The sequence below is a fragment of the Corynebacterium amycolatum SK46 genome (assembly GCF_000173655.1).
Classification (GTDB): domain Bacteria; phylum Actinomycetota; class Actinomycetes; order Mycobacteriales; family Mycobacteriaceae; genus Corynebacterium; species Corynebacterium amycolatum_A.
In genome coordinates this window covers 102,024-124,594 of sequence record NZ_ABZU01000004.1, presented here as the reverse complement: position 1 = coordinate 124,594, position 22,571 = coordinate 102,024, and the positions used below count along the sequence as shown (strand labels likewise).

The following is a 22,571-nucleotide window of genomic DNA, read 5'->3' as shown; positions in this document are numbered from 1 at the left end:
CTAGTTGGTCAGTGACCACCGGCAGACATCCGGGAGACATTCAGGAGCTAAGGCGTTTCAAACCGCTGTGCCGCAAGTCGTCCTGAAATCATGACCGTCGGCACGCCAACCCCCGGCACCGTCGTCGAGCCCGCCAGCGTCAGATTCTTTGGCATCTTCGGAGAGAAGTTGCGGGGACGGAACGGTCCCGTCTGTCGGAACAGATGTGCCAGCCCAAACGGGGAGCCAACGCCCATGTCGCGTTCTTGCCAGTGCTGAGGGGTATCAATCCGACCGACTCGCCACTTCGTAGAGATCCCGGTCAGTCCGCGCCGCTCCAGCTCAGCGGTTAGTTTCGTGACGTAGTTCCCACTGATTCGCGACCAAATCAGATTGGCCGACTGCAAGTTGGGGCACGGCGCGAGCACGCTGACGGGTTCCCACTGCACGCCGTTCGCATCTGTGACAATACGCTCCGGCGCGCTCATCGCAGGCCGGGTGATCAGCAATGACGGGTCCGACATTAGCTTTCCATGGCGCGGTGACGAGATCTCTTCAAAGGTCTCATTCCACTTTTCGCCAAACGAAATCAGGTGATGCCGCTTCGGCCACGTCGCAGTCTCCGAGACCGGAATCAGTCCGTGCGCCACCACCGCCGACGGGGAAAATCGAACTGGGAACAGCCGTCGCGCTCCCGTCCGCTTTACGACGCTCCGAAGGCTTCGCCGCTTCGATGAGCTACTGGCGGCAGAGGTAGTCGCGTCGTGAAGCCAGCTCTGCACCACAGGTAAATCGGTAGTAGCGATGACGGCATCGGTGGGACGCTCGCCAGTTGCCGTGGTGATGGCGGAGACAAAGCCTGCCTCGTCGAGCTTCAGCCCAGTGACATCAACACCGAAGTCGATGGTTCCGCCAGCTCGACGGACGGCCTCGGCGAGCAACTCGCTGACGGCGCCTATACCCGAACCAAATGCGGGGGAGTGCGGATAGTAAACCCCCATCGAGGTATCCATGTGAGAAATGCAGCCGTAGACCGCACGGGCCTTAGCAGGAGGTACACCTGCATAAAGCGCCTGGAAGCTGAAAACGCGAGCGAGATCAGTATCTCCGAGGAAGGCACGAATCTTAGGTTCGAGGGCGCCGAAGGCACCGAGTCGGAGGAGCGTAGTGAGGTCGCGAAGCGCGCCGGGCCCGGTGAATAGGTCCGTAACGCGGTCAAAGCTGCGGGACATGAAGTTGTCGAAGCAGGCATTGAAGAGACTTTGCAGCCACGTGCGGAGTTTTCGGTAACCGGCGACGGTGGAGTCAGAGGCACCGAAGCGGGCGAGCTCATCGGCCATCATGTCTTCGTTGGAGAACACGTCGAGTCCGCCGCGAGTGGCAAATTCCGCACGGTAGGTGGGCGTGATTGGGGAGGCCGAAAAACCCGGGTCGATATCGCGCGCGTAGAGGCCGACGGCGGCGAGGGCATCGTCGACAAGCGAGGGCATGGTCCATACAGTTGCGCCAGTGTCGAAGACTGCGGTGAGCGTTTGCCCGTCGATGTCGACTGTGACGGGTTCACTGGCGCAGCGTCCGCCGACGAAGCTTTCCCTCTCGACAACGGTGACATCGTAGCCATCGGCGATGGCGTAGAGCGCGGCGGTAAGTCCGGACAGGCCTGCGCCGATGATGGTCAGTCGTGGTTTGGCGCCCTTATGAGGACGAGTGACCGCACGTCGCAGACGCGGGGAATTACTGGGAGCACGAGTGGGGGAAGCAGTGGGCATGACTACGCAACACCTGGTCTAATGCTGACGAGCGGTGGCGCGAACGCCCATAGCAATGAGGTTCTCGCGCGAGGTTGCAGGTAGGTCGGCATTCTCGATAGTGGAGAAAGCGCGGCTGGTCAGACGGTCAATTTCACGTTCGACGGCATCGGCAGCGCCGGAATCAGCGATGAGATTGCGTAGCTCATCGATATCTGCAGCAGACGAGACCGCTCCCAGGCGTTCATCGATAAAGCGGGCCTTTTCAGGTGCGGATTCTCGGTAGAGGCTCAAAGCCTGGCCGACCAGGACGGTTCGCTTGCCTTCGCGGAGGTCATCGCCGGCGGGCTTGCCCGTGACCTCGGGATCGCCGAAAACGCCCAGCTGATCGTCGCGGAGCTGGAATGCCACACCGATGTCGCGGCCGAAGCTGCGGTAGGCCTCAACCAATTCCGCTGGGGCGCCGGCAATCGCGGCACCAATGTGGAGCGGCCGCTCGATGGTGTAGGCGGCGGTCTTGAACAGATTGATTTTCTCAGCGGTCTCGACGCGACTGTCCCGGCTGGCTTCGGCCGTGATATCGAGCAGCTGGCCGCCAAGTACTTCAGTGCGCATAGCCCGCCAGGGGACAAGTGCTCGGGTTAGTGCCTCCGAGCTGAGGCCTGAAGAGTGCATCATGTCATCAGCCCAGGTCAGGGCGACATCGCCAATGAGAATCGCGGCGGAAATACCGAAGCGGTCGGCGGCTCCATTCCAGCTATTGGCCTCGTGCTTGGCCTCGAATACCTTGTGGATAGTCGGTGCGCCACGGCGCGTATCAGCGTCATCGATGATGTCGTCATGAATGAGTGCGCAGGCTTGAATGAGTTCCAGGGCACTCACCGCGTTCATCACAGCCGGGGAATCCTCGGCTGGGGAGAAACGGCCTTCCAGGCCGCCTGCTCCCAACCACCCCTGCCAGGCGAAGGCTGGACGCACGCGCTTGCCCCCATTGAGGACGAAGGAGTGGAGCGAGTCTATGGCCTCGGTGTACACCGCATCGACCGACGCGACATCGTCGCCACGGCTCTTGAGGTAATTCTCCAGCGTTTTGGTAACAGCAGCTGGTACTTCGCGGGGCTGCATCGCGGCCAAATCCAGTTCTTCGCTCATGTGAGCCTCTCGTCGATGACGGGTAATGCTGACTCAAGAATAGGACACCGCTTAGTATGAGTGACTATGTCCTCATCAATGCCACTGTCGCCAGGCCGTCAAGTGTCAATCCGCCAGGCGCTTTCAATGCCGAGCGCGGGCAGTATTCCCTTCTCGGTCGAGTTCATGCCCCCGCGTGACGACGCGGCCGAGGAACGTCTTCTCCGAGCAGCTGAGGCTTTCCATGATCTTGGCGCCTCCTTCGCATCGGTGACCTACGGCGCCGGTGGTTCTAGCCGCGACCGCACCCTGCGAATCGCCCAGCGCGTTTCGAAGCAGCCGCTGACAACGCTTGTGCATCTGACATTGGTAGAGCACACCGTTGACGAGCTGCGGGAAATCCTGCGTTCTTACCTCAGCGCGGGGCTGACAAATCTGCTTGTTCTGCGCGGTGATCCGCCGGGAGACCCGCTTGGCCCTTGGGTGGAGACCGAAGGGGGTCTGCACTACGCCAGCGAATTGATTGAGCTGATTAAGGCCGAGCCGGAGTTCGAAAAATTTGAAGTCGGCATTGCGTCGTTCCCGGAAGGACACTATCGTTCGCCGGATTTGGACCATGACACGCAGTACACGCTGGCCAAGCTGCGCGCGGGAGCTGAGTACTCGATTACGCAGATGTTCTTCGATATCGAGCACTACTTGCGCCTTCGAGACCGTCTGGTGGAAGCCGACCCAGTGCACGGCGCCAAGCCCATCATTCCGGGGCTGATGCCGATTACGTCGCTGCGCTCAGTGCGCAGGCAGGTTGAGCTCTCCGGGGCGCAGTTGCCATCCGATTTGGAGGAACGCCTGATTAAGGCAGCGGATGGTGACGAGCAGGCCAATAAGGATGAGATTCGCAAGATTGGTATCGAGTTTTCGACCAACATGGCAGAGCGTCTCATCGCCGAAGGCGTGCCGGGGCTGCACTTTATGACTATGAACTTCGCTCGCGCCTCCCAGGAGGTTTTGCACAACCTCGGCATGGCGCCCGCATGGGGCACCGGCCAAGATATGCTGCGCGGTGGTTTTTAATTGCTAAAAGTCCTGCATGTCGCGGATTCTTCGCGCCCACAGGACACCTAGCACTGAGGCCAGGACACCGGCGGTTGTGGTCACACCGGCAAATAGTAGGAATTGATTCCGCTTGGTGGATCCAGCCGGCGACGAAGCCCATACATTGTGGTTCTCGCCACTGGCGAGCTGCCATTCCACCTTGTTCGGTTCGGTCTGGCGGCCATTGGAGTCAGTAACCTGCTCCGGGAACGCGACGACGAAATCAACCTTCGCGCCGGGCAGGTGAGTCAAATCCATGTGGCCGTTCATCGAAATCTTGCCGCCACCGGTACGGTCTAGGTCGATGTCTATGCGATCGTCGGAAAGCTGTCGGAGCGTATCGGTGAGTTCGATGAAGTGCAGCTCGTTGAACGAGACTTCCATCTTTCCTGTGGAGGAGTCGATTACTCCCTGTGAGACGCGGCCGGAGAGATCGTCCGGTACTTGCCACTGCTCAAATTGGGAACGGACTTCCTCCGTGGGCGTTACGTGAATTGTGCCCGAGACCCTGTCGTCGCCGGAAATGGTAATGCCAGCCTGCGCGTCAAAGCAGCCGCTGAGCGGCAAGATAGCGGCAATTCCGGCTATTGCGGTGGCAATGCGCAGAGGCGAAAGCCGTCGACGTGGTGTGGAAGGTTCACTCGGTGATGATGTCACGGGGAAGATCTACTCCTAGAACTGCAAAGGGACGGGAGTCCCCTGTGAAATAAAAGTTCCTTAAAACATCCTTGAAACCAAATTGGCGGTAGAGCTGCCATGCCCTATTGGCCTCATTCGGGTATTCCGGGGTTGACAACAGTACTCGCGCCTCTGGGCGGGACTCGACCAACTCGCGGAGCAGCCGTTTACCGAGCCCCCGCCCCTGAAAGCTGGGGTGTATGTGAATCTCAGACAGTTCGGCGTAGTTACCCAAGAGCTTGACGACGTCCGGTAGCGAGCGCCCGTCCATGAGCAGTCCATCTCGTACCTGGCGATACCACCAGTGCGTGTCCAATCCTGTACGGCAGTAGCCGATGCCAACTAACCTGCAGCGCGGGTCACGGAGAGCTTGGGCAGGGGAGAGCTCTTCGGGGTGAGCTATGGCTGCAGCAGCCATGAAGCCGGGTTGAGAGGTTTGCTTCTGCCATTCGTGGAGACGACCGGGCAAGATCGCGGGGTTGTACTGCATCGCGGTGATGTAGAGAGCCACTGCTTCTTGCAAGCGGAGATTGAAGTCTCCTGCTGTCATCGGAACCACGCTGTATTTCACAGTGACCAGATTAGCGACTTAGACGAACTTAGTTGTGGGATTACTGCAATAACATCGAGTCGAACAGATGTGCGAAAGTATGCCTGGCGCAGTCCGGGGTTAGGGATAAATTGCAGTCAATCCCGCTAAGGGGAAACGGAAAATCTGTGCTCATGTGAATGCTGTGTGAAAGGAGGAGCAGGGTGGTGGCAAGGTCGAACGTGGTGGAGTTTAGGGCGATTTCGCAGTCGGGTTCGGTCGCCCCGGTCGGTGTCTCAAAGCAATCGCTGGAGCTGCTGGGGCGGGCAGAGGCTCTGCTAGTGAATGCTCGGAATGCCGACTCTGATGAGATGCTGGAGCTTTCCTACTGTGCAGCGCTTCGCTGCGCAGGCGCGCTCTTGAATCGCGACGATGCGTCGGTGGCTGGGGGCTCTGGCTCGGGCTCTCGTTCGGGCTCGGCGGTTAAGCGTCGTCGTTCGGCAACACAGAGTGCCTGGTTGCGGTTAAAGAAAGAGCAGCCCGAATTTGATAGCTGGGTCACCGAGTTTGAGCAGTTCACCGCGCTGCGTGAGGAAGTCCGGTTGGGTATTTCGCGTCGCATTGACTCGCAGCGGGCGCAGGAGTTGTGGGATTTAAGTTGTGCATTCTTGGGGGCTGTCCGTGCTGAGCTGGGTGTTCTGCCCGCGGCTGCGTAAGTCGGTGGGACGTGTTAGAGCGTTGCTTTCCTAAATAAATGGGGGATTGTTCGGATTCATGGAACAATAGAGGTGAGTCGCCCGTTGAAGGGGTAAGAATGAAGCTAACGGACGCCGCGTTAGCAGCAGGTGGCCTGTGATTAACTTTGTTGTATCGGCATTGTTAGTTGAGGGGTCAAGGCTCGCCAGTATTGCGGTGGGCAATGCTCAAGTAGGCGATGGAGGAATTGTGGGACTATCTGAGCACGAACAGCGGATGCTCGACGAAATCGAGTCTGCACTCTACGCTGAGGATCCTAAATTTAGTTCGACGATGGCCGGAAATGCGTTCAGCTTTCCGGAGGAAAACAGCGCACCTCGTGGGTTTTCCATCCAGGTTTTTGCGCTCATGCTTCTCGGTCTGCTGATGTTGATTGGCGGCGTCGCTCTTTTCTCTGTGAGCAATTGGTTTATTGCGTTGTCGGTTGCCGGCTTTGGTCTTATGTTCGGTTCTGGCGTTTGGGCTCTGACTGGTGCCGGTAAGCAGGAGAAGGCTAGTTCTGCTTCGGGGCTGAACTTTGGAAAGTCTAAGTCCGGGGCGGCAAAGAGTCGTCGAGGGGTGTCGGGTAGCCGTGGCTCCTCTGGTGATTCCACGTTGGAATCGCGTTTCCGTGGCCGCTTCGAGGGGCGTTAGGGGATAAGCCTCAAGAATTAAGAGTGAGGGCAAGCCAGCAATGGCTTGCCCTCACTTTTTTGTTTTTCTAGATGTGAATCGTCTCCAAAAGATTTCACCCACTTTGCCCCACCGCGAGTCCCCACTTTCCCCCACTTAGCTATTGGGGTGGGGGAATTCTTATCTGCAGTCGTTGCTGGCATTTCCGAAAGTTTGGCTCCGGTGACACAAAGGTGCAGTTCAACGCGCTAATTATGGCAACGAGGTTGAATCTGGATAGTTTTTAGCAGGTAAGTGGTGGGTAGTGGGATGTAAACTGCTTCCTGTTAACAATGTGGTTGGTGTGGCGTCGTTATCTGCGGGGGCGCGGGAGGGTGCCCCACTTTTTGTTTGCGCTTTAATTGTCGAGGGGATTCGGTAAAAGCCCATGTCAAGTGGGTTAAATCGAATGTCCTGACAGTGGGGTTGCGCTGATGTTACGGCTATTTTTCTCCTTCTTGTGTTGATAGTGGCAGATAGTGGGGTAAAGTGGGGCGTGATGTTGATTGAGGTTGTTCAGCATTGCAGAAGTGAATATCCGATTTGCGCTTAAAGTTTGGCGAGATTTTGGTACCGCGGGAAAGCACAGCCCTTCGGCTCTGCTTGAAGGCAACGCCTAAATCCCTGAATTCGGTAAGCGTTTGTGCGTTGACATTGAGGTTGACACGGGGATAGGAGGCCAGTGACGCATGTTTCTGGGCACCTATACGCCGAAGCTTGATGACAAAGGGCGCCTGACGTTGCCGGCGAAGTTCCGTGAGGATCTCGCAGGTGGCCTGATGGTCACTAAAGGACAGGATCATTCTCTGGCGGTGTATCCGAAAGAGGAGTTCGTCAAACTAGCTCAGCGGGCTACTAAAGCCTCTCGCACGAATGCCAAGGCGCGAGCTTTCATCCGAAATCTTGCGGCGAGCACCGATGAGCAGCGCCCCGATGGTTCTGGGCGAATCACGTTATCGATGGATCACCGTCGGTACGCGAATCTCTCTAAGGAGTGCGTGGTTATCGGCTCTATTGACTTTCTGGAGATCTGGGACAAAGAGTCCTGGGAGGCCTACCAGGCGGAGCATGAAGCTGATTTCTCCGAAGGTGAGGATGACTCGCTGTTCGGCGTTTTATAAACCGCTTGGAATAACCGAAAAGAGGGAATGTCCGCATGGACTCTGCCTGATAGCCCCTGGTGTACTTCCCCGATACCAGGTTCTGTCAGGCGGGGCCCTGTGAACATCCCCGCTTTTTGTTTTAAGCACCGATAGCAGCATTCCCAGTAGTGCTCATGAGGTGCGGTCTGGTTGCTGGCGCGGCACTCGTCGTTAAGCAAACCGGGAATACACTCGATAGATTCTCTGACCAGCGCAAACATACCCGGTGAGGAGGGGAAATGAACGGATCGGCACCTGCGGGTGATCGCAAGTCCGGTGAGTTTGGTCATGTCCCCGTTTTGCTTCATCGAGTAACTGATTTGTTGCGCCCGGGCATCGAGGCGCTGGGTGACGACGCAGTAGTTGTCGACGGCACTCTTGGTGCCGGTGGGCACACGGAATATCTGTTGGAGCAGTTCCCGAAGCTCTGCGTTGTTGGACTCGATCGCGATGACAATGCACTGCGAGGGGCAGAAGAACGTCTCGCGCGCTTCGGTAATCGCTTTGTAGCCTTCCGTGTGCGTTTCGATTCGCTCGCCGAGGTGCTCAGTGGTGAGATTCCTGCAGCCGCTGGTGGCAGTGGCGCGGAGAACATTCTTGCCCGCGCCGCTGGGAAGGGTATCGCAGGTGCGCTTTTCGACCTCGGTGTTTCCTCGATGCAGCTTGACCAGGTCAATCGTGGATTCGCCTACCGAGTCGACGCCCCGCTAGACATGCGCATGGATGCAAGCCAGGGGATTACCGCAGCGGATGTGCTCAATACCTATTCGCACGGTGATATCGCGCGCATCCTATCGACTTACGGCGACGAGCGCTTCGCCGGCAAGATTGCCTCGGCAATCCTGCGTGAGCGGGAAAAGGAACCGTTTACCAATTCCGGCCGTCTGGTTGAGCTGCTCTACGAAACCATTCCAGCGGCATCACGCCGCAAGGGCGGACATCCGGCCAAGCGTACGTTCCAGGCTCTTCGTATCGAGGTAAATCGCGAGCTTGAAGCTCTGGAAAATGTGCTGCCACAGGTCTGCGATGCACTCGCAGTCGACGGGCGTGCAGTGTTCATGAGCTACCAGAGTCTGGAAGACCGCATCGTTAAGAAGGACTTTGTGGAACGCGTGAAGTCGACAACCCCACCGGGGCTCCCGATGGAGCTTCCGGGGCATGAACCGCACTTTGCTCTCATCACGAGAGGCGCGGAGAAAGCGTCGGCAAGCGAAATCGAAGACAACCCCCGAGCCGCACCGGTGAGAGTTCGCTGTATCGAGCGGATTCGAGCCGATTGACCCAAACTCTTTCAACCGCACCAAACGCACCCTTCACAATCTAAGTACTGGGAGAACTTTCGAGCATGGCAACGACAATCACGGAGCACGCCCCCACCCGGCGCACCTCCCGCGGCGCATCTGCAACCGTCGCCGGTGCCAAGACGAAGACTCGTCAGCGCGGCCGTAGCGCCCGCACGAAACAGGATCTTTATCAGCGCCGGCGGTTTGGGCGCACAGGTTCTCAGCAGGTCATCTCGGTGCGTGGGCGTCGCGTTACGACGTCCTCGAGGGATAACCACAAGTTTGCCGGTGCGGCTCTAATGATTTTTCTCGTTGTCGCGGGCATCGTGATGGCTATGTTCCTGTCGGGTATTTCGACCTCGACATCCTTGCAGCTGGATGCTGCGCAGACCAAGGAAAAGGAGCTGCGTAACCAGCTTGAGGTACTCGAGCGGGATGTTGCTTACATGAAGTCAACCGGCGCTATCGCGCAGCGTGCTGTGGAAGAGGGCATGGTCAATCCGGAGCAGCCTGCCGTTTTGACGACTGATCCGGAAGGCAAGGTCGTGGAAGTGCGGCCGGGCGATGAGAAGCAGCAGAAGATTATCGACCTCAACAGTGAGTCGCCGAATAATCCGCATGCGCCGTCGTCGAACCCGAAGGACACCGAGAGTGTTCCGGGGATGCAGGCACCGGCTATTGAGGAAGCTCACCCACGTCCGAACGGGTTGCCGGCAACTGCTCCGTATGCGCCGCAGAATCACGCGCCCGCACCAGCACCTGCGCCAGTTCCGGCTCCAGCGCCTGAGGCTGAAGCGCCAGCGCCAGCCCCAGAAGCGCCAGCCCCGGCGCCGGAAGCACCGGAAGCACCGGAAGCACCGGCACCCGAGCCAGCTCCGGTGCCGTAGGAACTTAGAAATTAAGCACGGCCAAACTGGCCAACTGTCCGATATTCTGGCGGTTCCACTGTTTCTGGTCAGGCGACTGTAGACTAATTAATTCAGTACTCGCGATGGCAGGGAATACCGCCTAACGTTATCGCGCGCGGGAGAATCGACTTAGTAGAAAGCACTAGCGCATGATTCGATCTGAAGACGACTACCCCAACCGTGGAGGGGGGTATGACTTCGGCGAACGTGCTTACCGAATTACATCCCGTGAGCGCAGAAACCAAAGTCGCGTTCGGGATGGTCAGCGCAGCCGGGGGCTCGAAGCTAGTACCAACCGAAGCGTGCCCCCGCGCGAAAAAATGCGCATTAGTAATAAGGACTTCATCCGGCGTCGCAACTGGCTGCAGTTTATAGGCGCTATCGCAGTTGTAGTGCTGGTCTCCCGTTTGGCTTGGGTGCAGCTGGTCGCAGGTCCTGACCTGTCGGCGGCGGCGCAGAATCAGCGCACGGTGGAAGTTGTTGATGCAGCTCGACGCGGTGCGATTCTCGACCGTAATGGAGCTCAGCTTGCCTTCACGATGGAGGCGCGCAGTATCACCGTGCACCCAAACACTTTGCGCAAGTGGATTGGGGACGCCCATAAACAGCGCCCGGATGATGTCGCTACCTACGATGAACGCCTCGAGCAGATCGCCAAGGATTTGCCGAAGCTACTCGACGTGGCCGATATTGATGCGGAGAAGTCGGGAAGCAGTCGCCGTCGTCAAGCGGAACCCGAAACCGAGGAGAACTCGGTGATGAGCTCGCCGTCCCGGGTGAGCTCGAAGGACATTCTGGAGAAGCTGCGCAATGAGGACAGCACCTACGAGGTGCTTGTGCGTAATGTCGATCCGGACAAGGCCGCTGCCATCGTGGAAAAGTATCCGGAACTGGTGGCGGAGCGTCAGGATATTCGCCAGTACCCGAATGGGGCGACGGCGGCTAACGTCATCGGCAAGATTGGCATGGATGGCGTCGGCCAGTTCGGCTTTGAAGCCTCTCGTGATGCCACTTTGCAGGGTATTAACGGCGGCAAGACCATTGATATCGCCTCTAACGGTGTGGCAATCCCGGGATCCACGCGCGATGTTCACGCGGCTGTGGACGGTACGACATACGAGCTGACCCTGGACCTAGACATGCAGTACTTTGTCCAGCAGCAGGTCAACCAGGCGAAGGCCAATTCGGGAGCGAAGGATGCGTCGGCAGTCGTGCTCGACGCGAAGACCGGCGAAGTGCTAGCAATGGCGCAGGCGGATACGGCGAACCCGAATAAGGATATGGGGGCCGAGCTCGAAGAGGGCCGCACTATCGGAAACTCCGCCGTATCTAACCCATTTGAGCCGGGCTCTGTGGCAAAGATCATTACCGCCGCGGCCGCTATCGAAGATGGCAAGACCACACCGGACGAGGTTCTGCAGGTCCCAGGCTCTATTGATATGGCGGGTGTCACCGTGCGCGATGCATGGGACCACGGCACGGAAGCTTTCACGACGACCGGTGTATTCGGCAAGTCCTCCAACGTCGGCACCCTAATGCTGGCAGAGCGTTTGGGCCAGGACCGCTTCGCGGAGATGCTGCATCTCTTCGGGCTGGGGCAGTCCACGGGTATCGAGTTGCCCAGTGAATCGTCCGGCTTGGTGCCGCAGCGTCCGCAGTGGTCGGGCGGTACGTTTGCGAACTTGCCCATTGGTCAGGGTATGGCCATGACACTGCTGCAGATGACAGGAGTTTTCCAGGCAATCGCCAACGATGGCGAGCGCATCCCGCCGCGTATGATTCGCTCGACAATTTCCCCGGACGGCACGAAGACGGCAACGGAGCGCCCGGAAACAGTGCGTGTGGTTAGCCCGGAGACCGCCCAAACTGTGCGCGCCATGTTTGAAGGCGTTATGCAGTCTGATCCCACTGGGCAGCAGTCGGGTACCGCTGCCGGCAATAGTATTGAGGGATACTCGCTCACAGGCAAGACAGGTACGGCGCAGAAGGTCGACCCCGACACCGGCGCTTACTCGAATTCCAAGTACCACATCACGTTTGCAGGCATCGCGCCTGCTGACGATCCGCGCTTTGTCATTGGCATCATGCTTGACGAACCCCAGCGTGGTGTCCATGGTGAGGGCGGCCAGTCAGCAGCCCCACTGTTTAAGGACATCGCCGCTTGGGCGCTTAACCGCTACAACGTACCGCCGTCGCCACCCCGCGAGGGCAAGTTATTGCTGCAGCCGTAACGAGGTCACCACCACAATGAAGTTACCGCGACAGCACTAATACACAGACTTTTATTACTTTGGTTCCTGCAAAGGGAATCTCTTGAATTTTTCCAACCTGTTGTACACCAACGACTGACTTGAAAGAGGGAACAGCCAATGACCGCCACCCTTGCGAAATTGTGTAACCTCGCGCATGGCCGACTTGACGGCATTACCGAATCCGCTGCGGCAGGAGCGGATATCGCCGCATTCGAGCTCAACGCTGCCGACGTACCCGAGGGCGGAATGTTTGCTGCCGTCCCGGGTACTCGCACGCACGGTGCGCGCTACGCGCAGCAGTCGGCTGCTACAGCCGTCCTGACTGATGAGGAAGGTCTGAAAATCCTGCGGGAAGCAGGGGAGACTCGCCCAGTCCTGGTTGTCGACGATGTCCGGGCTGTCATGGGGCACGTTGCCGCAGAAATCTACGATCACCCCTCGGATTCACTGACCATCATCGGAGTTACCGGTACCTCTGGCAAGACCACCACGACCTACATGCTGGAGGGCGCGCTGCTGGCAGCTGGATGCTCGACAGGCATCATTGGTACTACCGGCACGCGCATCAATGGCCGTGCCGTTCCGTCGAGCTTGACTACCCCAGAGGCTCCGGCGCTCCAGCGTCTGTTCCACCAGATGCTCTCCGAAGGCGTGACGCACGTCGTCATGGAGGTTTCTTCTCACGCACTGTCGTTGGGGCGTGTAGACGGAGTCAGTTTCGACGTCGGATGTTTCCTCAACCTCTCGCAGGATCACCTGGACTTCCACAAGACCTTGGAAGAGTATTTCCAAGCCAAGGCCAAGCTCTTTGATCCCGCAGGTCCGACACACGCACCGAAGGCTGTCGTATGCATCGACGACGACTGGGGTGTCCGCATGGCGGATATCGCTGCCGGCGACCCGGATGTCCAAGTCACCACTGTCCATACTCAGCATCGCGTAACCGACAAGTCGCCAGCTGCCGAGGTCTTTGCAGAATGGCACGCCGCTGCAGCCACTGTCGCCACGAACGGTGTCCAGCATGTGGAGCTAACGCGAAATAACACTGACACAGTTGAGGTGGAAGTTCCTCTGCCGGGTGCTTTCAACGTTGCCAATGCCGCAGTCGCTTGGGCTGTGCTCGATGCGGTTGGGCATGCCAAAGACGCGGCCAAGAGCGGCCTGGCACAGGTACGTGTGCCAGGCCGCATGGAGCGCATCGATCGCGGACAGGACTTCTTGGCTGTGGTGGACTATGCCCACAAGCCAGCCGCAGTAGCTGAGGTGTTGGCCACGTTGCGTGCACAGACCGAAGGTCGCGTGCTGGTTGTCGTCGGTGCCGGTGGCGACCGCGATAGTGCCAAGCGTCCAATTATGGGAGCTGAGGCTGCATGCGGTGCCGATGTCGTCATCATCACCGATGACAATCCACGCTCCGAGGTGCCCTCTGAAATCCGTGCGGCCGTGGTCGCCGGTGCGAAGGAAGCCGTTGCCAGCGGCAAGGCCAGTTCTGACACGGTTGTTGAGGAAATCGGCGATCGCGGCCAGGCAATTCGCCGTGTCGTCGAGCTCGCCCACAGCGGCGACAGCATCGTGGTGGCGGGCAAGGGACACGAAACCGGCCAGGATATCGGTGGCGTGATTCACCCGTTCGATGACCGTGAACAGCTGGCTGAAGCACTCACACAGCGACTGGAAGAAGCCGCTGATTGAGATTGCTGAAATCGCTGAGGAAGCGCACCACCTGACATGCCTACCGCGAACCATTCGCGGTAGGCGAATAAAAACAAGAAATCATCCTTTACTAGGCGCCTGGAACTCTAACCAACAAGGACTATAGACATCATGATTGCCCTGACCGCCGCGGAAATCGCTCACATCGTGGGAGGTGAACTCGTCCACGTCGATGATGACGCCACAGTGACTCAGCCCGCAGAATTCGATTCCCGAAAGATCCGCGAAGGCTCACTCTTCCTCGCCCTGCCGGGCGCGCGTGTCGACGGCCATGACTTCATCGATCAGGCTGTGGCGGCTGGAGCGACGATGGCACTGGCGGCACGAGATGTTGGGCAACCTGCGGTCGTCGTCAAGCCCCTTGGTAAGCAGGACTCCAATGCCGACGCATTTGCACACGATCCGGATGGGTCCGGGGCGGCGGTGCTGGAAGCGCTTGGTAAGTTGGCGCGTTACGTCGTCGACGAGCTGAAGAAGGATCAGCTGCATGTCGTCGGTGTCACGGGTTCGGCGGGAAAGACGTCGACGAAGGACATGATGGCGACGCTGCTGCGTACCGACGGTCCGACGGTGGCGCCGAAGGGATCGTTTAATAACGAAATTGGGCATCCGTACACGGTGCTGCAGTGCACTCCGGAGACGAAGTACCTGGTTGCGGAGATGAGCGCGCGCGGAATTGGGCATGTGGCCCATCTGGCGCGCATCGCACCACCGACGATCGGTGCGGTACTCAATGTTGGCACGGCCCACCTTGGTGAGTTTGGCTCGCGCGAGGTAATCGCGCAGGCTAAGGGCGAGCTCGTAGAAGCGCTGCCGGCTGCGGAGCAGGGCGGTGTGGCCGTACTCAATGCCGACGATGACTACGTCACTGGCATGGCTCCGCGTACCCAGGCGAAGGTGGTTTTCTTCTCTGCCGATGAGAGCTCCGAACGCCACGCAACCGCGGATTACCGCGCCACGAATGTGCAGCTCGACGATTTTGCTCGTGCGTCCTTTGACCTGCATGTACCGGATGGGCGTACATTCCCAATCCAACTGCAGGTCTATGGTGCGCACCAAGTGGCCAATGCCCTGGCGGCGATTGCGGTGGCAGTGGAGTCCGGTATAGATGCTGAGCAGGTCGCAAAGGCGATGGCCGCGCATGTGGCAGCGTCAGAGCGGCGCATGGATGTCCAGCAGCTCACCGGCAATATCGTCGTTATTAACGACTCCTACAATGCCAACCCCGATTCGATGCGTGCGGGGATTGACGCTCTGGCACGTACAGCAGCTGGCCCAACGCACCAGGACGCCTCATCGTGGGCCGTACTGGGACAAATGGGTGAGCTTGGCGATTCCGCTGAAGATGAGCACTCGTCACTTGGCGAGTACCTTGTGGGCCGCGGCATCGATCGACTCATTGCAGTCGGAGAGAGTTCTAATGTGCATGCCCTGGCCGACAAAGCGGAAGAGTTGGGGTTAAATACTTCTAGGGTGCCGGATACATCCACTGCCGCGGATTTGGTGGCGGCCGAGGTGCGTCCGGACGATGTGGTGTTAGTCAAGGCCTCCTATGCGGACGGTATGTGGCGGGTCGCGGACTCGCTAGCTGCCAAGGTTGGAACTACGCCCGAAGGTGAAAGCGGAGAGGAAAAGTAAGTGATTCAACTTATTCTCAGTGGTGCGATTGCATTCCTGGTGAGTGTCTTTTTAACACCAGTGCTTATTCGCAAATTCTCTGCTGAAGGTCTTGGCCAGGAGATTCGTGAAGAAGGGCCGAAGAGCCACCTGCGCAAGCGGGGAACTCCGACCATGGGCGGCATCGCCATCATCGCCGCGATTGTCGCTGGCTATTTCCTCTCTCACCTCGTTACGTATATCCAGACTGGCGTGGGGCCGTCCGCCTCCGGCCTGTTGGTGATGTTCCTGGTTCTGGCGATGGGCGCATTGGGTTTTGCCGATGACTTCATCAAACTCTACAAAGGACGCAACCTGGGGCTGAACAAGACAGCGAAGCTGGTTGGGCAGCTGGCGGCAGCGCTGATTTTCGGTGTGCTGCTGCTGCAGTTCCCGGATGCGTCTGGCTTGACTCCGGGTTCGACTAGCTTGTCGCTGATTCGAGATATTCCGTTCCTGAATCTGGCACCGGGGCCGGTGTGGTTCGGCATGACTGTCTTCTTGGTATTTGTCTTCATCGTCATTGCCGCATGGTCGAATGCCGTCAATCTCACTGATGGCCTTGACGGCTTGGCCGCTGGCGCCACCGCGCTGCTGCTGGCCACCTACACGCTGATTTCCTTCTGGCAGTTCCGTAACTCCTGCGAGGCTTCTCTGGGTAGCGGTTGCTACGACGTCCGCGATCCACTGGATATCGCCGTTATTTCCGTCGCGGGTCTGGGGGCCTGTTTGGGCTTCCTGTGGTGGAATGCAGCGCCGGCAAAGATCTTCATGGGAGATACTGGCTCTTTGGCTCTTGGCGGTTTGGTAGCGGGTCTGTCATTTGTCACCAAGACTGAGCTGCTGATGGTTATCATTGGCTTCATCTTCGTGATGGAAGTTGCTTCCGTGGCAATCCAGATTGCGGTTTTCCAGACGACTGGCAAGCGCGTATTCCGCATGGCACCTCTCCATCACCACTTCGAAAACGGAGGTTGGGCGGAGACAACTGTTGTCGTTCGCTTCTGGCTACTCGCAGGCATTTTCAACATGATCGGCGCGGCCATCTTCTACAGTGACTGGCTCTCTCAGGTAGGCGTATTTCAATGATTAACTCACCAGACCCGACCAACCTCACCGATATCCGAAATCTCGACTTAGTCGCTACGGTGCGCTCCGGTCGAGTTCTGGTGGCAGGAGCCGGGGTTTCCGGTCGCGGTGCCATTGCGATGCTCAAGGACATCGGCTGTCCGGAAGTCGTCGTCGTGGACGACTCCGCTCTCGGCGCACTGGTTGCCGCTGACTTTTCGGTTCGGCATGTCACGACCGCAGACGCTCGCGACGAGCTTGCCGACGTAGTTGCGATTGTGACCTCCCCGGGGTGGCGTCCGACCAGTCCGCTGTTTGGCGCCGCCGCTGAGGCCGGTGTCCCGGTATTCGGCGATGTGGCGCTGGCTTTCGCTGGCGACTGTGCCCAGCTGTGGGGGCCGAAACGTACCTGGCTGGTAGTCACCGGCACTAACGGCAAGACCACAACCACCTCCATGCTGGCCGCCATGCTCGGGGAGCAGGGCGCAGCTGTGGGCAACATTGGTGTGGCTCTGTACGACGCACTGACTGCTGAGCCTCGTATCGAGGTGTTGGCCGCAGAGCTGTCCAGCTTCCAGCTGCACTGGGCGCCGAATATTCGCCCAGATGCCGGAGTACTGCTGAACCTGGCGGAAGACCACATCGACTGGCACGGTTCTTACGAAAACTACGGTATGGACAAGACCCGTGCGCTGCGCGGCGCTGTCGCAATCTACGGTGCGGATGACGCAGATGTGGTCGAGCACGTGGAAAAGATGCGGAAAAACGATGAGCTCGGCAACTCTGTCGTGGGCTTCACCGATGGTCCCCCGGAGGCACACCAGGTCGGAGTTCGTGACGGCATGATTGTCGACCGTGCTTTTGGCGGCGGCGATGCCGCAGCTGACGACTCTGAGCCGGGCATTGTCATCGCATCGATAGCGGGAATTTCTCCTCCCGGCCGGGCAGGAGTTCTCGACGCGGTGGCGGCCACTGCGATGGCGCGCAGTATCGGTACCTCACCGGAGCAAATTGCAGCGGCACTGGAGATTTTCGAAGTTCGCGCACACCGCGGTCAGATCGTCCATAAAGCAAATGATGTCGTGTGGATTGATGACTCCAAGGCCACGAACCCCCACGCTGCCGACGCTGCACTGTCCGGTCATGAGCGTGTCGTTTGGATTGTCGGTGGTCAGCTCAAGGGCGCGGAAATCTCGCCACTGGTGGCGAAGCATGCTCATCGCCTGCAGGCCGCCGTGGTTCTGGGCGTCGATAGGCAACTAGTCAGCGATGCGCTCTCTCGCATCGCACCTGCTGTGCCGGTCGTTGTCATTGATGACACCGACAAGGTCGATGCCATGGCGAAGGTCTGTATGGCAGCTAGTGAATATGCCAACCCCGGGGATGTGGTGCTGTTGGCACCAGCTGCCGCCAGCTTGGACATGTACTCCGGTATGGCTGAACGTGGCGACTTGTTCGCGCAATGGGCGCAGAAGGTGACGTCAACTGATGGATAACTCCCGCAAGGCTCGTAATTTAAGCGCTAGCGCCGCGACGGCACAAAAGGGGACGAAGGCTACCAATCCACAGCGGCCCTCGTCGTCAAGCTCTAGTGCTCGAGAGCGGCCGGCGTGGGTGGAGCGTTTTAACGACTGGAAGTCGCGCCCGCTGTTCGACTACCACCTACTGATGATCATCGTCGCGCTGCTGACATCGATAGGCCTGGTGATGGTGCTGTCGGCATCCATGGCCAGCGCGGGTAACGACTCGGGCAGCGTGTGGTCGGTGTTCATCCGTCAGCTGATCATGGTGGTGGCGGGTCTCGCCTCCATGTGGATTGTGCTGCGAATGCGAGTGGAGCTGATTCGCTCGCTGTCGACGGCAGCACTCATTTTGTCCTTTGTCCTGCTGATTTTGGTGATTATCCCTGGCATCGGCATTGGCCTGGAGGAAACCGGTGCGCGTTCGTGGCTGAGTATTGGTGGTATCACCATGCAGCCATCAGAAATCGCGAAGATCGCGCTGGCACTGTGGGGTTCGAAGCTGCTGGCCGAAAAGGTTCGCACTGCTGTGTCCTATACCGATTTGTTCGGACTGTTCGGTGCGGTCAGCTTCGTGATATTGGCACTGGTGATGCTGCAGCGTGACCTCGGCATGGTTGCTTCCATGGCGTTCGTCGTGGTGGCGTTGGCCTGGTTCGCTGGTCTTCCGCGCGTATTCATCACCGGGCTGCTTGCCGCCGCGGCTTTCGCCCTGGTGATTTTCACCGCCACCGCGGGTTTCCGTTCGGCGCGCATCAGGGTCTACTTGGACTCGCTGCTTGGTAACTTCAACGACGTGCAGGGCGATGCCTACCAGTCCTATCAGGGCTTTCTTTCGCTTGCCGACGGCTCTCTCACAGGTGTCGGTCTCGGTCAATCGAGCGCGAAGTGGGGATACCTACCGGAGGCGAAGAATGACTTCATTTTCGCCATTATCGGTGAGGAGACTGGTTTCCTCGGCGCGCTGATGGTTATTTTGCTCTACGCAGCGCTCGGCTGGGTGGGACTTCGTATCGCCGGTCGCCAGAACGATCCGTTTCTGCGTCTGCTCGCGGGCACGATTACTGCTGCAACCGTGGTGCAGGCTTTCATCAACATTGGCTACGTCGTCGGTGCGTTGCCAGTGACTGGTCTGCAGCTGCCGCTGATTTCCGCCGGTGGTACATCGGCGATGGTGACGTTGTTCTCGATGGGCCTGCTGGCCACATGTGCCCGCCACGAATCGGAAGCAGTCTCTGCAATGCAGACTTCGGGCCGTCCGGGGCTGGACAGGTTCCTGGGTATTCCGGAGCCAATCCCGTATGACGAATCGCGTCGCCACGCCCCGAAGGTGCGTGCCCATCGCGATCCGCAACGCTTTGGTCCGCCCGTGGTGACCAGTGGAGCGCGTACTCCACGCGGCGAGGGGACGCAGGTGCGGGAAACCTACAGTGGCCGACCTGACCGACCCAATCGGGCTGGCCGTAGCGGAGGCAGCCGCAGTGGTCGAGCTGCCGCCCCGCAGCGTGGCTTCCGAACCTCCGGCAGCTCCAGAAACTCGGGCAGCGTTCGTGGCCGCGAAGTGGATTATTCCCCTCGTAGTGACGACGGACGGACGCGGGGTTTTACAGCGAGGTTGCCGCGGACTGGACGGTCACAGGCCTCCTGGTCGTCGTCAAGCTCAGGCCGGGGCAGTAGGATTCGGGGCGAAGGCCGTGGCGGACAGTCGCGTTCGCGCCAGCGCCCGGGCCGAAACAATAGGAACGGCGGTTCAGCACCGCGGAGGAGGAATCGATAACACCATGGCAGACAAGAATCTGGGCGCAGCCGCTGGGGCGAAAGGCGCTTCGGAGTCTGAGCAGTTTCTCAAGGAAGACGGCTCTGCTCCGACCATTGTGGTGGCCGGCGGTGGTACGGCTGGCCATATCGAACCCGCGCTGGCAGTGGCGGATGCGATTTTGAACCTGCAGCCGGAAGCCCACGTCATTGCACTCGGTACGAATCGGGGGTTGGAGTCGACCCTCGTACCGGCGAGAGGCTATGACCTGGAGCTGATCCCGCCAGTGCCGGTGCCGCGCAAGCCGACTGCGGATTTGTTCAAGCTGCCTCTCAACGTCGCTCGTGCGGTGCGTGAGACCCGCAAAGTTTTCAAGCGTATTGACGCTGATGCGGTCATCGGTTTTGGTGGCTACGTATCGGCACCGGCCTACATGGCGTGCCGTGCGGGGAAGAAGATTCCGTTCCTGGTTCACGAGGCCAACGCCCGTGCGGGCCTGGCCAATAAGCTCGGTGTCGCACTCGGGGGCGTCGGTTTGGCCGCAGTGACTGGCTCTGGCCTGAAGGCCGAGGTCGTTGGCAATCCCGTGCGTGCCAGCCTCGCGGCGCTGGACCGTGACACCAAGCGTGCCGAAGCCCGCGAGTTCTTCGGTTTACCGCAGGAGGGACCGGTGCTCTTTGTCACGGGTGGTTCTCAGGGGGCACGTTCCATCAACGAAGCTGTTAGCGGTGCAGCTGCAGAGCTCGCCAACGCCGGTGTATCCGTACTGCATGCCTACGGCAAAAAGAATCACGTCGAGGTCGAGTCCATCCGCGAGGACGCCCCCTATGTCGCTGTGCCGTACATCGACCGGATGGATCTAGCGTACTCCGCCGCCGACCTGATTTTGTGCCGTTCCGGTGCGATGACGGTGGCTGAAGTCTCAGCTGTCGGCTTGCCTGCAGTGTATGTACCGCTGCCACACGGAAATGGAGAACAGGCGCTCAACGCCACCGATGTCATCGATGCTGGTGGCGGTATTCTCATCGCCGACGAGTCGCTGACTGCGGCATCAGTTTCGGATATCGTGATTCCGCTGGTCACGTCCCCAGAAAAGCTTGCCGACGGGCGCCGCGCCCTGGCCAATATTGGACATGGTAACGCTGCGGAGAACATCGCCCGTCGGGTGCTGTCTGCGGCTGTGAACTCTAAGAAGTAAAGCGAGCATAAACATGAACGTTAATTTCGATGACTTTCAGCCGGTAACGGGAGAGCTGCCCGCAAGTGTCCACATGATTGGCATTGGCGGTGCCGGTATGTCCGGTATCGCTCGCATCCTGTTGGCTCGTGGCATTCGTGTTACCGGTTCCGATGTCAAGGAGTCCCGCGCGGTGGTGGGACTGCGTGCGATGGGAGCCACCATCGCCATTGGCCATGACCGTGCGAATCTTGAGCTTGCTGGCGAGGGAGAGCTGCCAGAGGCAGTGGTCATTTCCTTCGCAGCTATTCCGAAGACGAATCCAGAGCTGGCCGGTGCACATGAGCTGGACATTCCGGTGCTCAAGCGTTCCGATGTGCTAGCACTGTTGATGCAGGACTCCAAGGCTCTTCTGATCGCCGGTACTCACGGCAAAACCTCGACTACGTCGATGACCGTCGCCGCTTTGCAGGCAGCTGGTTTGGATCCGTCTTTTGCCGTTGGTGGTCTGATGAGCAAGGCCGGTGTCAATGCTCACCAGGGCAGTGGCGATGTCTTTGTTGCTGAGGCCGATGAGTCGGATGCCTCATTGTTGACCTACCAGCCGGAAGTGGCCGTAATTACCAACATCGAGCCCGATCACCTTGACTTTTTCGGTGACGACGAAACCTACTACGCCGTCTTTGACGCTTTTGCAGAGCGCATTAAGGATGGCGGTCATCTGGTCGTCTGTGCTGAGGATCCGCATGCGGCCGCGTTGGGCGAGCGCGCGGTGGAACGCGGCATTAACGTGCTGGCTTATGGTGGGGAAGATGCCTTGGCTAAACACCCGACGCTGCCGGTCGGTGCCGTTTTGCACGGTTGGACTCCCGTCGGTGGTGGCGCCCGCGTGGAGGCCACCGTTGGCTCGACATCGGTGAGGTTTGAACTGCATCAGCCCGGCCGTCACATGGCGCTCAACGCGCTGGCCGCAATGGTTGGTGGCGACTGCGTCGGAGCAGATTTGGGACGTATGGCGCGAGGTCTCGGTGAATTCACCGGTGTGCGTCGTCGCTTCGACTATCACGGCAGTATCGGCGAGGGGCCATTTGTTGGCGCTCGTATCTACGACGACTACGCGCATCACCCGACCGAGGTCTCCGCAGTTCTCGGCGCAGCTCGGGAATTGGTCACCGAGGCCGGTCGTGGCAATGTCATCGCCGTTTTCCAGCCGCACTTGTACTCGCGTACTCGCAACTTTGCCGACGAGTTCGCTGCCGCCCTGTCGCTGGCGGACAAGGCCGTACTGCTCGATGTCTTCGGTGCCCGTGAGGAGCCACTGCCGGGCGTCGACGGCGCGCTCATCGCCAACAAAATGACCATCCCTGTGACGTATGAGCCGCATTTCACCAGCGTCCCGGCTCGCGTCCGCGAAATCGCCGAACCGCACGATGTCATCCTGACCATCGGCGCTGGCTCTGTGACGATGCTTGCCGACGAAATCGTTCGCGAGCTCAGCGGAGACAACGACGGACAGGTGGAGTCGTAGC

General features: G+C 59.2%; 18 protein-coding genes. 14 read left to right on the top strand and 4 right to left on the bottom strand.

Annotated features, from left to right (window positions below; translation table 11 throughout):
* Positions 1–47: 47 nt before the first annotated feature.
* Positions 48–1,748, bottom strand: a complete 1,701-nt coding sequence (crtI, locus tag CORAM0001_RS04510) for a phytoene desaturase family protein (protein WP_005510323.1) — start codon at positions 1,746–1,748, stop codon at positions 48–50.
* Between the two features lie 18 nt (positions 1,749–1,766).
* A complete protein-coding gene (locus CORAM0001_RS04505; RefSeq protein ID WP_005510403.1) occupies positions 1,767–2,879 on the bottom strand; it encodes a polyprenyl synthetase family protein in 1,113 nt (370 codons plus the stop codon).
* Between the two features lie 66 nt (positions 2,880–2,945).
* Between CORAM0001_RS04505 and metF the strand changes: the two genes are divergently transcribed.
* Positions 2,946–3,932 carry a methylenetetrahydrofolate reductase [NAD(P)H] gene (gene metF / locus CORAM0001_RS04500; protein WP_040361170.1) on the top strand — a complete coding sequence of 329 codons (987 nt, stop codon included), beginning with the start codon at positions 2,946–2,948 and terminating at the stop codon, positions 3,930–3,932.
* 3 nt (positions 3,933–3,935) lie between these two features.
* Here the strand turns inward: metF and CORAM0001_RS04495 are convergent, their stop codons facing one another.
* Positions 3,936–4,610: an LppM family (lipo)protein gene (locus CORAM0001_RS04495; RefSeq protein WP_081451099.1), complete on the bottom strand. Its 675-nt coding sequence runs from the start codon at positions 4,608–4,610 to the stop codon at positions 3,936–3,938.
* Positions 4,591–5,181, bottom strand: coding sequence for a GNAT family N-acetyltransferase (locus CORAM0001_RS04490; protein ID WP_050773593.1), 591 nt, complete (start codon positions 5,179–5,181; stop codon positions 4,591–4,593). Before CORAM0001_RS04490 ends, CORAM0001_RS04495 begins: the two co-directional genes overlap by 20 nt.
* Positions 5,182–5,387: 206 nt before the next feature.
* Between CORAM0001_RS04490 and CORAM0001_RS04485 the strand changes: the two genes are divergently transcribed.
* From CORAM0001_RS04485 to murC, 13 genes are all read left to right on the top strand, one after another.
* Entirely contained in the window at positions 5,388–5,876 is a 489-nt protein-coding gene (locus CORAM0001_RS04485) for an SAV_6107 family HEPN domain-containing protein (RefSeq protein ID WP_100066786.1), read from the top strand.
* A gap of 229 nt (positions 5,877–6,105) precedes the next feature.
* The gene (locus CORAM0001_RS04480) at positions 6,106–6,549 is read left to right on the top strand and encodes a DUF3040 domain-containing protein (RefSeq protein ID WP_005510388.1); all 444 of its coding nucleotides are present in this window, start codon (positions 6,106–6,108) and stop codon (positions 6,547–6,549) included.
* A gap of 707 nt (positions 6,550–7,256) precedes the next feature.
* Positions 7,257–7,688 carry a division/cell wall cluster transcriptional repressor MraZ gene (gene mraZ, locus CORAM0001_RS04475; protein ID WP_005510286.1) on the top strand — a complete coding sequence of 144 codons (432 nt, stop codon included), beginning with the start codon at positions 7,257–7,259 and terminating at the stop codon, positions 7,686–7,688.
* Positions 7,689–7,948: 260 nt separating this feature from the next.
* On the top strand, positions 7,949–8,989 hold the full coding sequence (gene rsmH, locus CORAM0001_RS04470; protein WP_005510301.1) for a 16S rRNA (cytosine(1402)-N(4))-methyltransferase RsmH: 1,041 nt from the start codon (positions 7,949–7,951) through the stop codon (positions 8,987–8,989).
* A gap of 65 nt (positions 8,990–9,054) precedes the next feature.
* Positions 9,055–9,879, top strand: a complete 825-nt coding sequence (ftsL, locus tag CORAM0001_RS04465; protein ID WP_005510393.1) for a cell division protein FtsL — start codon at positions 9,055–9,057, stop codon at positions 9,877–9,879.
* 341 nt (positions 9,880–10,220) lie between these two features.
* Complete coding sequence (locus tag CORAM0001_RS04460; RefSeq protein WP_005510349.1) at positions 10,221–12,131, top strand: peptidoglycan D,D-transpeptidase FtsI family protein; 1,911 nt, start codon at positions 10,221–10,223, stop codon at positions 12,129–12,131.
* A gap of 138 nt (positions 12,132–12,269) precedes the next feature.
* Positions 12,270–13,844: a UDP-N-acetylmuramoyl-L-alanyl-D-glutamate--2,6-diaminopimelate ligase gene (locus CORAM0001_RS04455; RefSeq protein WP_005510318.1), complete on the top strand. Its 1,575-nt coding sequence runs from the start codon at positions 12,270–12,272 to the stop codon at positions 13,842–13,844.
* Positions 13,845–13,976: 132 nt separating this feature from the next.
* Positions 13,977–15,503 carry a UDP-N-acetylmuramoyl-tripeptide--D-alanyl-D-alanine ligase gene (locus tag CORAM0001_RS04450; protein WP_005510324.1) on the top strand — a complete coding sequence of 509 codons (1,527 nt, stop codon included), beginning with the start codon at positions 13,977–13,979 and terminating at the stop codon, positions 15,501–15,503.
* Positions 15,504–16,610: a phospho-N-acetylmuramoyl-pentapeptide-transferase gene (gene mraY, locus CORAM0001_RS04445; protein ID WP_005510276.1), complete on the top strand. Its 1,107-nt coding sequence runs from the start codon at positions 15,504–15,506 to the stop codon at positions 16,608–16,610.
* Complete coding sequence (gene murD, locus CORAM0001_RS04440) at positions 16,607–18,085, top strand: UDP-N-acetylmuramoyl-L-alanine--D-glutamate ligase (protein WP_005510293.1); 1,479 nt, start codon at positions 16,607–16,609, stop codon at positions 18,083–18,085. Before mraY ends, murD begins: the two co-directional genes overlap by 4 nt.
* Positions 18,078–19,886, top strand: a complete 1,809-nt coding sequence (locus CORAM0001_RS04435; protein WP_005510307.1) for a peptidoglycan glycosyltransferase FtsW — start codon at positions 18,078–18,080, stop codon at positions 19,884–19,886. The genes murD and CORAM0001_RS04435 overlap by 8 nt, the downstream gene beginning before the upstream one ends.
* A gap of 4 nt (positions 19,887–19,890) precedes the next feature.
* On the top strand, positions 19,891–21,063 hold the full coding sequence (gene murG / locus CORAM0001_RS04430; protein ID WP_005510299.1) for an undecaprenyldiphospho-muramoylpentapeptide beta-N-acetylglucosaminyltransferase: 1,173 nt from the start codon (positions 19,891–19,893) through the stop codon (positions 21,061–21,063).
* A gap of 13 nt (positions 21,064–21,076) precedes the next feature.
* Positions 21,077–22,570, top strand: a complete 1,494-nt coding sequence (gene murC / locus CORAM0001_RS04425) for a UDP-N-acetylmuramate--L-alanine ligase (protein WP_005510378.1) — start codon at positions 21,077–21,079, stop codon at positions 22,568–22,570.
* Position 22,571: the final 1 nt, after the last annotated feature.

Bases quoted from the DNA above. Each gene is read 5' to 3' on its own strand.
- CORAM0001_RS04435 (WP_005510307.1), top strand. From the start codon at position 18,078: ATGGATAACTCCCGCAAGGCTCGTAATTTAAGCGCTAGCGCCGCGACG.
- murD (WP_005510293.1), top strand. From the start codon at position 16,607: ATGATTAACTCACCAGACCCGACCAACCTCACCGATATCCGAAATCTC.
- metF (WP_040361170.1), top strand. From the start codon at position 2,946: ATGTCCTCATCAATGCCACTGTCGCCAGGCCGTCAAGTGTCAATCCGC.
- CORAM0001_RS04450 (WP_005510324.1), top strand. From the start codon at position 13,977: ATGATTGCCCTGACCGCCGCGGAAATCGCTCACATCGTGGGAGGTGAA.
- murC (WP_005510378.1), top strand. From the start codon at position 21,077: ATGAACGTTAATTTCGATGACTTTCAGCCGGTAACGGGAGAGCTGCCC.
- ftsL (WP_005510393.1), top strand. From the start codon at position 9,055: ATGGCAACGACAATCACGGAGCACGCCCCCACCCGGCGCACCTCCCGC.
- crtI (WP_005510323.1), bottom strand. From the start codon at position 1,748: ATGCCCACTGCTTCCCCCACTCGTGCTCCCAGTAATTCCCCGCGTCTG.
- CORAM0001_RS04490 (WP_050773593.1), bottom strand. From the start codon at position 5,181: ATGACAGCAGGAGACTTCAATCTCCGCTTGCAAGAAGCAGTGGCTCTC.
- CORAM0001_RS04455 (WP_005510318.1), top strand. From the start codon at position 12,270: ATGACCGCCACCCTTGCGAAATTGTGTAACCTCGCGCATGGCCGACTT.
- rsmH (WP_005510301.1), top strand. From the start codon at position 7,949: ATGAACGGATCGGCACCTGCGGGTGATCGCAAGTCCGGTGAGTTTGGT.
- CORAM0001_RS04505 (WP_005510403.1), bottom strand. From the start codon at position 2,879: ATGAGCGAAGAACTGGATTTGGCCGCGATGCAGCCCCGCGAAGTACCA.
- murG (WP_005510299.1), top strand. From the start codon at position 19,891: ATGGCAGACAAGAATCTGGGCGCAGCCGCTGGGGCGAAAGGCGCTTCG.
- mraZ (WP_005510286.1), top strand. From the start codon at position 7,257: ATGTTTCTGGGCACCTATACGCCGAAGCTTGATGACAAAGGGCGCCTG.
- CORAM0001_RS04460 (WP_005510349.1), top strand. From the start codon at position 10,221: ATGCGCATTAGTAATAAGGACTTCATCCGGCGTCGCAACTGGCTGCAG.